The organism is Vibrio navarrensis (genome assembly GCF_000764325.1).
Lineage (GTDB): Bacteria > Pseudomonadota > Gammaproteobacteria > Enterobacterales > Vibrionaceae > Vibrio > Vibrio navarrensis.
The window spans coordinates 360,460-373,857 of the sequence record NZ_JMCG01000002.1 but is presented as its reverse complement, the minus strand read 5'-3'; the positions used below and the strand labels follow the sequence as shown (position 1 = coordinate 373,857).

The following is a 13,398-nucleotide window of genomic DNA, read 5'->3' as shown; positions in this document are numbered from 1 at the left end:
TGTTGCCTTTTGAGAGCGGAACGAGTGAGCGTAAAAAACCTTCTGAATGGAAGGTTTTTTATTTGCCATTTTTCTACATGTACACAAAGAGCTAGAGTGTTTTGGGTACTAAACTCGCGCGATACTGGCCACTTTTCAGCGCTGATACCACTTCGTCTGCCAGTTCGTTAAGTTGTTCATATTCTTGGTCAGTAAAGCCGAACATAATATTGAGTTCGCGCTGGGTGGCGAGCGGGACGCCAAACTCTTTCGCCACCATGGCCCATAGATAGGCGTGTTTCATTCGCTTTAAGCCTTGATTAGTGCTAGCGAGCGATTTGAGCGCATCGACATTCACCTTGCCATCTTTAGTGAGCTCAAGTGAGTGGTGAAGTAAGGCGAGCGTTTTCTTCGCATCTCGCGAGGTATAAAACGTTGCAAGCGCATACTGCATTTCTGCCGTCTCTAACTGCGGCGATCCTTCCATTTGCAGAAACTGGCGTCGTGCTTCGTGGCTGCCTGTTTGACTCCAGAGAAAATAGAGGCTCTCTGGTTTTGAAGACTGGCTCAGTTCCTTAACGATGCGCTCTAGTTCAGCAATACTGTGGACCAAGGCGTTGAATCGGTTCTGTTTAAGCTCGGTTTGATCGATGGGGGTGATCTGCGAAGCGAGCTCCAAGCATTTTCGATACTCGGCGACCAATTGGTATTCGCGAATTTTATTTTTATCGGACGGATCTTTGAGTACTTCAAAGCGATGCCAAATGAGATCGGTGCGCGCAACACGGCACTGGCCGTCATTCATATTGAGTTTATTGCAGCGTAAATTGGGATAAGCCTGGCATAACTGTTCGGTGGTTTTGTTACCTTCAAAACAGCCACTGAGAAATAAGGGAAGGCTTAATGGGATTAACCATTTTTTTACTTTCATAGTCGTTTGCTTGTGATCCATTACAACAATTCATTTACTCTTTCTTGACTCAGTTTAGTATCCGGATATTTTCTGTGAACAAAATGTCAGTAAAAAGGTAGTTTATGGACACAGAACAGCTATTAAACGCAATGACGCCAGAAGTGTATCAGCGTTTGGCTTATGCGGTAGAAACTGGGCGCTGGCCTGAGGGTACAATACTTTCGAAGGCACAGCGAGATTCCTGTATGCAAGCTGTGATGTTATATCAATCTAAGCACAATACGGACGCGCAACATATGTCGGTTGCGGCTGGTGGCGAGATTTGCTTTAAGTCTAAAGCAGAGCTGAAAAAGCAGTTTCAAGCAGGACAAGAAGATATTGTTCGAGTCAATCCTAACCGAGATTGATCGCTAAAGAACCTAGAACCTAGCATAAGTCTAGATTCTAGGTTTTTACTTTATAAGCTCATTTCGCCGCGCAGTACTTGCTGCATCTGCTGCTTCACTTCTTCGTAAGTCAGATTCTGGCTTAACAAGTAATGTAATTTGGCAAGAGCCGCCTCAGGTGTCATGTCATAGCCACTGATCACGCCAGCTTCCGCAAGAGCACACCCTGTCGCGTAGCCGCCCATGTTGACTTTACCTGCCAAACATTGCGTCAGGTTAACGACAATCACGCCCCGCTCAGATGCCTCTTTCAGATGACCGAGCAGCTCTGGGTTTTGTGGCGCGTTACCTACACCGAAGGTCAACAGGATCATCGCATTTACAGGTTGGCGCAGCGTATTGCGGATCACTTCATGGGAAATGCCCGGATACATGGTGATGACGCCAATCGGTTGGGGGGTGATGTGGTGTACCTTAAACTCGCCTTGTGGTTTTGCGCCGACACTGACGTTGCTGCTCACTTGGATGTTGATACCCGCTTCGAGCAATGGCGGTAAATTCGGTGAAGTAAAGGCGTTAAAACCATCCGCGTGCGATTTCACGCTGCGATTACCACGCATCAATTGGTTGTTGAAGAACAGTGTGACTTCGTTAATCGGGTAGTTAGCGGCAATGTGCAGAGCATTGAGCAGGTTGGCTTGTCCATCAGAGCGAAGTTGTGCCAGCGGAATTTGTGAACCGGTAACAATCACTGGCTTACCGAGATTTTCTAGCATAAAAGAGAGCGCAGAAGCGGTGTACGCCATGGTATCCGTGCCGTGCAGAATCACAAACCCATCATACTTGTCGTAGTTGTCACGAATATCATCGGCGATCTGCTGCCAATCGGCTGGTGTCATGTCTGATGAGTCGATCAGCGGCTCGTACTCATGGATGGTGTATTGCGGCATCTCTGGTCGGTGGAACTCAGGCATGCTGGCAAGTTGCTTTTCCATAAAGCCAGCAACAGGTACGTAACCGTGGTCAGACTTCTGCATACCGATGGTGCCGCCCGTGTAGGCAATGTAGATGTGTTTTCTTGTCATAGTGCGTTATCGCTCTGATGTAGGGGGAACAGAGCGGGAATTATAGCGGAATATGCTGCAATAAAAAGGGGCATCGTGTGATGCCCCAGTTGGTCGGATTACTCTACCTGACAATTCAGGCAGAAAGCATAATAGCCTTTGGGATCATTGAAGCTTTGCAGCAGCGACGCCTGTTGTTCCATCTGTTTGGCAACAGGCAGTAAGCTTTGCGGGATGAGTGATTGCACGTCAAAACCAAGAGAGATAGATACCTGTTTCATGAGCTCTTGGATGAACTGTTCAGTCGGTGACAAAGGCTCTTCAACCCAATAAAGGTTATAGTTCTCGAGATTGGCCATTTTTGCCGCTTCAGCGACTGCGTCGTCAAAGTCGCCGATTTGATCAATCAGGCCATGATTGAGTGCGTCAAAACCTGTCCACACTCGACCTTGAGCGACCTTGTCGACCGCTTCCAAGGACATGTCGCGGTTATCGCCCACCAAGCTGATAAAACGATGATAGCCGTGTTCAATGCCCATCTGGAATGCTTGCGCGGCGCCTTCTGAAATGCCAGTGCTGATGCCCTCTTTGGAGAACGGTGAGGTACCGACACCATCGGTATAGATGCCGAGTTTGTTGAAGCCTTTCTCAAACGTAGTAATCACACTGAAAATCCCGATTGAACCTGTCAGCGTGGTTGGTTGGGCGATGATCTTATCGGCGCTCATCGAAATCCAGTAGCCACCGGAGGCGGCTAGGCTAGACATCGACACCACCACAGGTTTGCCTGCCTCTTTTAAGGCTTGTACTTCGTTGCGAATCACTTCTGAAGCAAAAGCGCTGCCCCCAGGGCTGTCCACACGCAGCACAACCGCTTTCACTTTGTCGTCGTTGCGCGCTTGACGCAGCAGGCCAGCAACGGTGTCACCGCCTACAGTACCACGCGGTTGTTGCCCATCCATGATGGTGCCACTGGCAACCACTACCGCAATATCGTCAGCTGTGTGGTTGAAGTTATCAAGCATGGTTGCTTGGTAGTCGTAATAGCCAATCGCGTTGTAGCTATCTTGGCCATTACTGCCAAATTGCTCAGCAAATTTGGCGCGCAACTGTTGCCTTGTGGCTAACTCGTCGACTAAGCCCAGTTTGAGAGCCAGGGCAGCAAGATCGCCGTCGACCGATTTGAGCTGAGTTAAGAACTCCTCCATCGAAGGATTCAGTGTTTTCGCATCAATGTTACGGTTGGTTGCGACATCATCGACGTAAGCGCCCCACATTTGGCTTAACCAGCGAGTAGCGGACTCTTTTGCTGCTGGTGACATATCATCACGAATGAAAGGTTCAATCGCCGACTTATAGGTGCCAACACGGAAGATGTGAGTGGTGACCTCCAGTTTTTCGAGCAAGGTTTTATAGTAGAGGTTGAAGGCGCTGTAGCCCTTGAGCATTACGCCACCGTCTGGCGCTAAGTAAACTTTATCCGCGTAACTGGCGAGGTAGTATTGACTCTGGTTATAAAATGCACCGATGGCGTAAATCGGTTTGCCGCTGGCTTTAAATTCATTCAGCGCTTTGGCGATATAACGCAGTTTGGTGAGGTTGGTTTCCGGCAAATCGCGCAGCGCCAATACGATACCCGTGATCTTGTCGTCGTCTTTGGCGTAGCGAATGGTTTTCACCACGTCAAACAGGACGTTTTCTTTCGGCATTTCGTTACCAAACAAAGAGCCGGTGATGGAGTCCATCGGGTGAACATATTGGCTTTGTTCAACGATAGGACCTGACAGGTTAAGTACCAGAGCCGAGGCTTTTTCCACTTGAGGCTGTGTTTCTGCGCCATGAAGATAAACAAAATAGATTAACGCGATGGATAGCAGGAAAATCAGGTTTGTTAGGGCTAGACGCACAAAGCTGATTGCTTTCCAGATCCCTTTAAAAATCAAACCAATGAGCTTGAATATTTTTTTCATTGTGTCTCCGTAACGAGATGCGTTGGGTTTCCGCTCGGCGAAAACCAGTTCTTATCTTTTGTATTCTGTGGTTTGACAGTGAAATAAGTTCCCTGCGGGGAGAATAAAATCGTTCTGAGAAGGCAAAAGATAATTTTTTCAAAGCTTAACATGCAACTTCATGAAATGGCATATACGAAACAAGATTGATCGGTGTTACAAATATGTAAACACCTGTTTGATTTTTTGCTTTGTTCGGCATAACGTGGTCAGACCACAATAAATAAAAATGGAAGTTTGTCATGTCTGCCATGTACCCACACTTATTACAACCATTGGATCTCGGTTTTACCCAACTACGCAATCGAGTTTTGATGGGGTCGATGCATACAGGCCTGGAAGAGCATAAGGAAGGATTGCAAAAGCTGGCGGCCTTTTACGAAGAACGTGCCAAAGGTGGCGTTGGCCTGATTGTGACCGGCGGATTCTCCCCCAATTTACGTGGCCGCTTACATCCACTCAGCGCCGAATTTAGCAAACCCAAACACGCTCGTGCGCACCAAGTGGTGACCGAAGCCGTACACAAACATGGCGGTAAAATCGCCTTGCAGATCTTACATGCGGGTCGCTACGCGATGCACCCTTTCGCGCAAAGTGCTTCGGGCATCAAAGCGCCGATCGCCAAGTTCGCCCCGAGCGAAATGAGCCCAAGACAGATCCGCAAAACCATCGACGCTTTTGCCAATAGCGCAGAGTTGGCCCAATTGGCTGGTTACGATGGTGTTGAAATCATGGGCTCAGAAGGTTACCTGATTAACCAGTTCCTCTGTAAACGTACCAACATGCGCTACGACGATTGGGGTGGCAGTTACCGTAAACGCATGCGCTTTGCGGTCGAAGTGGTCAAAGCGGTACGCAAAGCCGTTGGGCAGGAATTTATCATTATCTTCCGTTTGTCGATGCTCGATTTGGTCGAGCAGGGCAGCACGTTTGAAGACGTTATTCTACTGGCCAAAGCGCTTGAAGATGCGGGCGTTACTATTATCAATACCGGCATTGGCTGGCACGAAGCGCGCATTCCGACCATAGCTACCCAAGTGCCGCGCGGTGCATTTACTTGGGTTACCGAGAAAGTTAAACCGCATGTCTCAGTACCGATAGTGACTTGTAATCGCATCAATACGCCAGAAGAAGCCGAGCGTATTTTGGCCTCAGGCCAAGCCGATATGGTTTCCATGGCGCGCCCGTTTTTGGCTGATCCGCATTTTATTGTCAAAGCTGAGCAGCAGAAAGCGCACCTCATCAACACCTGTATTGGTTGTAACCAAGCTTGTCTTGATAACGTATTTCAGGCTAAACGAGCCAGTTGCTTGGTCAACCCACTGGCGTGTTATGAGACGGAGATCGTGGTTGAGCCTGCGCTGGAGAAAAAACGCATCGCGGTGGTGGGCGCAGGGCCTGCGGGGCTCTCTTGTGCGACAACCTTGGCCAAACGTGGTCACAGTGTTGATTTGATTGAGAAAAATGACCGCATTGGTGGCCAGTTCCGCTTAGCCATGCAAATTCCCGGCAAAGAGGAGTTTCGTGAAACCATTCGCTACTTTGCCAACATGATTGACGAAACGGGCGTAAACCTGCGTCTCGATACCGAAGCGAGTTTAGAACTGCTCAAAGAGTACGACGAAGTGGTTTTGGCCACTGGGGTTGAACCGCGCAAAGTGAGCATTCAGGGGCTTGAAGGCAGCGATAAAGTGATTGACTACCAAACCCTGATTCGTGACAAAACGCCTGTGGGCGAGAAAGTGGCGATCATTGGTGCCGGTGGCATTGGTGTTGATGTGGCCAGCATGGTGACGGAGCCTGCGCAGCACACGCTCGACGATTGGCTTCATGAATGGGGCATTGATAAAGAGATGGCGCATCCGGGCGGTCTCTACCCATTCCCTGACGCCGTCAGCGATAAAACTGTGTGGCTATTGCAGCGTCGCAAAGGGCGTGTGGGCCGTGGTCCGGGGAAAACCACAGGTTGGATCCACAAGCGCACCTTGGAGAAACGCGGCGTGAATCTGCTCGGTGGAGTGAGCTACGAGAAAATTACTCCAGAGGGCTTGCACATTCGTTTAGATGGCAAGGAACAGATCCTCGATGCGGATAGCATCATCGTCTGTGCAGGGCAGGAGTCCGTTCGTCCGTTTGAAAGTCAATGGTCAGAACTGGGTGATAAACTGCACGTCATCGGTGGTGCTGATTACGCTGGCGAACTTGACGCGGTGCGCGCCATCAAACAAGGGGTTAAACTGGCGATTAAGCTGTAATTGCGCCAAGTGAATCAACTCAGAGCCGTGCTATGCACGGCTTTTTTATGGGCGTTATTTCCACAGAAAACAGGGTGTTATTGGTACGATTGAATTATGCTAAAGTAAGGCGCAATCGGGTTACCCCACCAAGAATAGCAACTCACTGACTCACACTTTTGAAAAGGACAGATCCATGGACGCTCTCGAACTGCTATTAAATCGCCGTTCTATCGCTAAGTTGAGTGCGCCTGCGCCGGAAGGCAAAGCGCTGGAAAACATCATTCGCGCTGGTTTACGCGCGCCGGATCATGGTGGTCTGACGCCTTGGCGCTTTGTGATAGCGCAAGGAGAAGGCCTGAAAAAACTGGCGGATATTTTGCTAAAAGCCGGACGCGCCAATCAGTGCGATGAAGCCGTGCTGGAAAAGCTAAAAAATGCGCCGTTTCGCGCGCCGATGGTGATCACTGTGGTGGCCAAAGTGACGGAACACGACAAAGTTCCCGCTTTTGAGCAACATCTTTCCGCGGGATGCGCTGCGCAAGCGATGCAAATGGCAGCGGTGGCACAAGGGTTTCAAGGCATTTGGCGATCCGGCGAGTGGATGTTTCATCCTCAAGTCACTCAAGCGTTTGGCCTACAAGGTGACGATGCGATTGTTGGTTTCCTCTATCTTGGAACGGCCGGGTGCAGCGCGATGAAAGTGCCTGAGCGCGATCTGTCTAAATTTGTCGAATATTTATAACTGGTTATTCATACAGTTTTTCTTGATTTTTCAGGGGCACATCCGCTAAGGTGGCCCTTTATTGTTTCTCTTCTTATATCGCTATGAGCCGACTTTTTATCGCTGAAAAGCCCAGCCTTGGCCGCGCAATTGCCGCCGCTCTCCCCAATCCGCAGAAAAAAGATCAAGGCTTTATTGTCTGTGGCAATGGAGATGTGGTGACTTGGTGCATCGGCCATTTGCTTGAACAAGTAGAGCCGGATGCTTACGACGAGCGCTATAAAAAGTGGAATATGGCCGATTTGCCCATTGTGCCGCAGCAGTGGCAGTTGCGCCCGCGGAAAACATCGGCAAAACAGCTTGCGGTGATCAAAAAATTGCTCAAAGAGGCGACTCAAGTGGTGCATGCAGGGGACCCCGATCGCGAAGGGCAATTACTGGTGGATGAAGTACTCGACTACTGCAAAGTGAGTAAAACGAAGAAAGAAGCGGCGCAGCGACTTTTGATCAGTGACCTTAACTTACCTGCTGTCAAAAGAGCCATTTCCTCAATGCGCAGCAATCGCGACTTTATTCCGTTGTCGGTCTCGGCGCTGGCTCGTTCACGCGCTGACTGGTTATACGGCATGAACATGTCGCGCGCGTATACCTTACTTGGGCAAAAAGCGGGCTATCAAGGCGTTTTGTCGGTGGGGCGAGTGCAAACGCCAGTATTGGGTTTGGTGGTGCGCCGTGATGAAGAGATCGAAAATTTTATCCCGCGCGACTATTTTACGTTGCACGCGCTGATCCCCTATCAGCACAACGCTGTCGCTTTTGATATTCGCGCGCGCTGGAAACCGAGTGAGGCGTGCAAACCTTGGCAAGATGAAGAAGGGCGCATTCTTAATCGTAAATTGGTGGAGAATGTTGCGCAGCGTATTGCTGGTCAGCCAGCGACGGTCACAGAGTCTGAGCACAAACAGACCAAACAAGCCGCGCCGTTGCCGTATTCGTTGTCGGCATTGCAGATTGATGCAGCGAAGCGCTTTTCTATGAGCGCACAGCAAGTGCTGGATACCTGTCAGGCTCTGTATGAAAAGCACAAATTGATCACCTATCCGCGCTCTGATTGTCGCTATTTGCCACTAGAGCACCTTTCGCAGGCTAAGACCGTCGTGCAGGCCATCAGCAATAATGCGCATGAACTCGCTGCCGCCGTTGATGGGGCGGATCTCTCGCTCAAATCAAAAGCGTGGAATGACAGTAAAGTAGATGCGCATCATGCGATCATTCCTACTCCAAAGCAGGCGAGTGTTAACGCACTTTCGGGGCAGGAGATGAAGATTTACCAGCTCATCGCTAGGCAGTATCTGATGCAGTTTTATCCTGCGGCGGTGTATGCCGAAGCCAAGCTGGTGTTTGACATTGCAGGGGGCACTTTTATCGCCAAAGGGCGTCAACTGCTTTTGCCAGGTTGGAAGAGCTTAACGGGCGTGACGGAGAAAGAAGATGATGGTACTGACACTGTGCCGCCGTTAGAAAAAGGTACGGTGTTGATGTGCCGGGAAGGGGAAATCAACGATCGTAAAACCGAGCCGCCGAAGCATTTTACCGAAGCGACCTTATTACAGGCGATGACGGGCATTGCACGTTATGTCGCGGATAAAGAGCTGAAGAAGATCCTCCGGGAAACCGACGGATTAGGCACCGAAGCGACCCGTGCGGGCATTTTAGATACCTTGTTCAAGCGACAATTGTTGTCACGTCAAGGCAAAGCCATTTTAAGCACCGCAGCGGGGCGAGGTCTGGTTCATGCGCTGCCGAGCGAGTCGACCTATCCAGACATGACGGCTCATTGGGAGCACCAGTTGCAGGGCATGGAGGAGCGCAATCAAGCGTATCAGCCTTTCATGCAAGCGCTAGAAGCACGCATCTCGGATTTAATGGCACAAGTGAAAAGCGCGCCTGTGCCGCCATCTTTGCAGCATTTGCCAAAAGTGGAGCGCCCTGCGTTTAAGCGGCGTAAAAGCAGCGGCCGAACTTCGGCTTCACGCACCGCTTCCAGTAAAACTGCCGCGAGTCGTAAACCACGCCGTGTTAATAACAGTGAATAGTCGAGTTCAATCCTGATGTTGCCACTTATCTATCATCCGATTTATTCGGATCTGCCTTTACCGCCAGAACATCGCTACCCGATCAATAAATATCGCCATCTGTTTGCAGAGATCAACCGGCAGATGGCTGGCTGTTCGCAGTGGCAAAGCAACATCCATTTTTATCAGCCACAAGCGCTTGCTCTAGAGGACGTGAAACAGATCCATTGTGCTCACTACGTCGAACTACTGGTGTCTGGTCAGCTTCCTGCGGCGAAAATGCGCCGTATTGGCTTTCCTTGGAGTGAACGTTTGATTGAGCGCACCTTAACCTCCGCGGGGGGAACGGTGCTGACAGCGCAAAAGGCGCTGCAACATGGCTTAGCCATTCATCTTAGTGGTGGCTATCATCATGCCCACCACGACTTTGGCAGCGGCTTTTGCCTGTTCAATGATTTGGTGTTGGCAGCTCATGCCGCCTTGCGCCAAGAGGGTGTGGATAAAGTACTGATCATTGATAGCGATGTGCACCACGGCGATGGTACGGCGACCTTATGCCAACAGCGTGATGACATCATCACGCTCTCTTTTCATTGCGAGAAGAACTTTCCAGCGCGTAAGCCCGATTCCGATTTCGATGTGCCCTTGCCACGCCAGTGTGATGACGACGCCTTTCTCGCTGCGTTTTGCGAGGTAGTGCCAATGGCCATCCATCTGCATCGTCCGGATTTGATCCTCTATGATGCTGGAGTCGATATTCATCAGCAAGATGAGCTGGGTTACCTTAATGTGTCGAGTGAAGCAATTTATCAGCGCGACACATTTCTGCTCACACTCGCCAACGAGCTGTCGATCCCGCTGGCGGCTGTGGTGGGTGGTGGCTATCGCGCCAATCATCAAGATTTGGTGCCGATCCACATGCAACTTATCCACGCGGCTATGAGCCTCAAGTAACCCAGCGCCGTCTCGTGCGGCGTTTGTTTTATCCTTTGCTGAGCTTAAACTTATTCAACCCCTGAGTGAGCGCATTGGAAATGTCTTTCAAGCGCAATGACGCGTCGGAAACGTTGCCGCTCAGTGTCGCTGACTCTTCAGCCACATCGCGGATTTTATGGATGCGATTGGAGATATCTTCCGAGACTTTTTCCTGCTCTTCTGCAGCGGCGGCGATCGACGATGTTTGGTCGGAAATCAGGGTGATCAGCGCACTGATTTCATTCAGCACATCGCCAACATCGGCAGACTTACGTACGGCCATTTCGGTATCTTGTGTGCAAAGTTTGGTCTCTTCAGAAACGGCACGTGAATATTCCGAAAGTGTCGAGAGCTTACGTTGTATCTCATCGGTCGAATCTTGAGTGCGTTTGGCCAGTGAGCGAACTTCGTCTGCGACCACGGCAAAGCCACGTCCTTGCTCTCCGGCGCGCGCTGCTTCAATCGCAGCATTGAGGGCGAGAAGGTTGGTCTGCTCGGCAATCGCTTCTATCACGTTTAAGATCTCCCCCACATCCGACACTGCGCTTGCCAACTGCGCAATGCGGTCGTTGGCGCTCTGTAAACGCGTTGCAACCAACTGTACCGAGCCGATGTTTTCCTTTACTGTCGCTTGGCTTTCGAGCGATTGTTGGTTAGCGGAGGCTGCTTGCACTGAGGTTTCAGTACAACTATTGGTGACTTCTTTCACCGCGGCGAGGTTTTCGTAGACAGAACTGGCGATCACTTCGATCGATTGACTTTGCTCTGAGCTGAGATTTTGTGTCCGTTTGGTAATGTCGCGCAAGGTGTTTGACTCGCTTTCTGCGCGCATCGCTTGCTGGCGAATATCGCGGATCAAAGTAGAAATGTTACCGATCATATGGTTGAAGGCAGTCGAGAGATCGGTAATTTCATCTTTGCCAGAAATCGCCAGCAGTTGAGTAAAATCGCCTTCCGCAACGCGATTCGCCTCGCCTCGAAGCACTTGGATGCGTGAGATCACTTTGCGCTGCAAAATGAAATAGCAGATGACAATCAGGGCAATAACGCAGACTAAGAACGAGATGCTCAGCAGCGTGCTGGTGGCAATTTCCTGTTTTGCTAGCTTCACATCGTTGGCTGCATTTTGGTTGGCGAGTTCAATAAATTTGCTGACGGGGGCAACGATTTTAGCTACTTCGCGCATGTAGTTTTCATCATGCAGCAGATCCATGGCTTGTTTCCACGCGGCAAATTCCTCTTTATTCAGGTCCTCGATACGTTTTCCGACAAAGGGTTCAACCAAACCAAATGCTCTTACTTCGGTATCGACCAGCGCCACTGAGAGGTTGTTGGACTCGGCCAAATATGTCATCAGGTTGCTGGGTACACCAAGCTCTTTTAAGCGTTGTTGGTATTCTAGCGAGCGGCCGTCGTACATCGGCGCTTTGCCCGTTATTTGATCGACAATGTGGTTGTATTTGTCACGATATTTTGGGTCGAGCGTGGCAACGAACTGTCGTGCATTGAGAGTGAGCAGCGTTGAGTTTGAGGTAGAGAGTTTCGCTAAGTGGCTGACGTTGTAGCGATAGTCTGCGGTGGCATAACTGGCTTCTACGTTCTGTTTGAGTTGCAAGGCCAAAAACAGGGTAATCCCTGACACGAGTATGATCGCACCGAAAAATACTCGAAATAAATCCCTTATATTCATAAAGTTACCATAATGGTTAAGTTTGTGGACTACAAAAAATGAAGTCAAAGAAGAGCAAGGTTATTTGATACAGACGCGGATAATTAGCGTGCGCATCGAATAAATTATAGATTTATCATTAGAGTCTGCACGCAAAAATCGCACCTAAATGTAATGTTGTTTACATTGCTCAAACTTTTTCAATCGCACCAAGAAGCAAACATACTATTTACATAATTATTATCTATAATTGGTTGGCTTCAATAAATGGCAGAGCTTTTGCTCACTAAAGGGTGAGACTATCTCGCTAGCCATTGTTTCTTCGGTTGCAGGCAGTTTCACTTCCATCAATCAGGCGGTCGTTTCAATCAGTGATGTTAACAGTATGGTGGACCAGAACGTGGCGGGCATTTCGCAGAGAGCGACAGCAATGGAAGAATTAGCGAGATTGGCGGAGGAACAACAACGTAAATTACTCGAATTTCGTGTTTAAAGCCCAACGGTAAAACAGTCAATAATCTGCTTTGATTGCTGTTATTATTCTTTCCCTAATGTGCTTAACTTGATTTTCCCCGGCCGTGAGGTCGGGGCTCTTTTAAATGGACTTTATATTGGCATCGTCTATTTTCGGTGCGAGTAAGTTGTAATTATGTCTAACTATCTAATATTACACGCAATACATAACTGTGAACTAATTAAAGGTTGCAGTTCAACGACCTTATCCACCCTATATGACCTAAGTTATTATGAAAGCTTCAAACGTAATGAGGTGATTGCTAAACAAGATGCGCCAGCAGAGGAGTTATTAATTCTCGCCTCAGGGCAAGTCGGGGTGTATCGAAGAAACGAGCAAGGAAGTAATTTGCTCGTCGCCAAAGTGACAACGGGTGGCTGGTTTGGCGAAGCATCCTTTATCCCAGGCTTCAATCGCGTGGTATCGATCAAAGCGTTAGAGGATGCAATCATTGTAAAACTCCCGACTAGTCGCTTTATTGAACTTTGCCAGGTTGACCCGATGCTGATGAGAAACACATTTAGTGCATTAGCACGGCGTGGCGCATCCATCGGCCATTTTGCGTTGAACAATATGACGACCAATATTCCTCTGAAAATAGCCCGTACCATCCTGTCTCATATTGAAATACTCGGTAATCAAGAGCCTGGGAAACAGACGATTAAAATAAAGATGACCAGAACGGAATTAGCAATGGTGGTTGGGAACACTCGACAAGCGCTGAATAAATATATCGTTCCTTTTGTCGAAGAAGGAATTATTGCCGTCGGGTACGGCTCGATTACTATTAATTCATTGGAAAGTTTAAAAAAGAAGATAGAAACCTTGTCTATGGTCAGTATTTAAGCTTTTTAGT

At 49.2% G+C, this 13,398-nt stretch carries 10 protein-coding genes; 6 read left to right on the top strand and 4 right to left on the bottom strand.

Annotated elements, in window-relative coordinates; all coding sequences use genetic code 11:
* Window positions 1-91: 91 nt before the first annotated feature.
* Complete coding sequence (locus EA26_RS16025) at window positions 92-910, bottom strand: DUF2989 domain-containing protein (RefSeq protein WP_404976583.1); 819 nt, start codon at window positions 908-910, stop codon at window positions 92-94.
* 104 nt (window positions 911-1,014) lie between these two features.
* On the opposite strand from EA26_RS16025, the gene EA26_RS16020 reads away from it, so the two are divergent.
* Complete coding sequence (locus EA26_RS16020) at window positions 1,015-1,299, top strand: YeaC family protein (RefSeq protein WP_039430005.1); 285 nt, start codon at window positions 1,015-1,017, stop codon at window positions 1,297-1,299.
* A 50-nt stretch (window positions 1,300-1,349) separates the two neighbouring features.
* On the opposite strand, the gene ansA is transcribed toward EA26_RS16020, so the two are convergent.
* The gene (ansA, locus tag EA26_RS16015; RefSeq protein ID WP_039430003.1) at window positions 1,350-2,363 is read right to left on the bottom strand and encodes an asparaginase; all 1,014 of its coding nucleotides are present in this window, start codon (window positions 2,361-2,363) and stop codon (window positions 1,350-1,352) included.
* A gap of 98 nt (window positions 2,364-2,461) precedes the next feature.
* A complete protein-coding gene (gene sppA / locus EA26_RS16010) occupies window positions 2,462-4,312 on the bottom strand; it encodes a signal peptide peptidase SppA (RefSeq protein WP_039430002.1) in 1,851 nt (616 codons plus the stop codon).
* A 281-nt stretch (window positions 4,313-4,593) separates the two neighbouring features.
* On the opposite strand from sppA, the gene EA26_RS16005 reads away from it, so the two are divergent.
* From EA26_RS16005 to EA26_RS15990, 4 genes are all read left to right on the top strand, one after another.
* Window positions 4,594-6,606, top strand: a complete 2,013-nt coding sequence (locus EA26_RS16005; RefSeq protein WP_193153643.1) for an NADPH-dependent 2,4-dienoyl-CoA reductase — start codon at window positions 4,594-4,596, stop codon at window positions 6,604-6,606.
* Window positions 6,607-6,781: 175 nt separating this feature from the next.
* A complete protein-coding gene (locus EA26_RS16000) occupies window positions 6,782-7,330 on the top strand; it encodes an NAD(P)H nitroreductase (RefSeq protein WP_039429999.1) in 549 nt (182 codons plus the stop codon).
* A gap of 83 nt (window positions 7,331-7,413) precedes the next feature.
* The gene (locus EA26_RS15995; RefSeq protein WP_039429996.1) at window positions 7,414-9,405 is read left to right on the top strand and encodes a DNA topoisomerase III; all 1,992 of its coding nucleotides are present in this window, start codon (window positions 7,414-7,416) and stop codon (window positions 9,403-9,405) included.
* 15 nt (window positions 9,406-9,420) lie between these two features.
* Entirely contained in the window at window positions 9,421-10,338 is a 918-nt protein-coding gene (locus tag EA26_RS15990; protein WP_039429994.1) for a histone deacetylase family protein, read from the top strand.
* A gap of 28 nt (window positions 10,339-10,366) precedes the next feature.
* Here the strand turns inward: EA26_RS15990 and EA26_RS15985 are convergent, their stop codons facing one another.
* Window positions 10,367-12,001, bottom strand: a complete 1,635-nt coding sequence (locus tag EA26_RS15985) for a methyl-accepting chemotaxis protein (protein WP_039429991.1) — start codon at window positions 11,999-12,001, stop codon at window positions 10,367-10,369.
* A gap of 676 nt (window positions 12,002-12,677) precedes the next feature.
* Between EA26_RS15985 and EA26_RS15975 the strand changes: the two genes are divergently transcribed.
* Entirely contained in the window at window positions 12,678-13,388 is a 711-nt protein-coding gene (locus EA26_RS15975) for a Crp/Fnr family transcriptional regulator (RefSeq protein ID WP_081947162.1), read from the top strand.
* The last annotated feature ends 10 nt before the right edge of the window (window positions 13,389-13,398 follow it).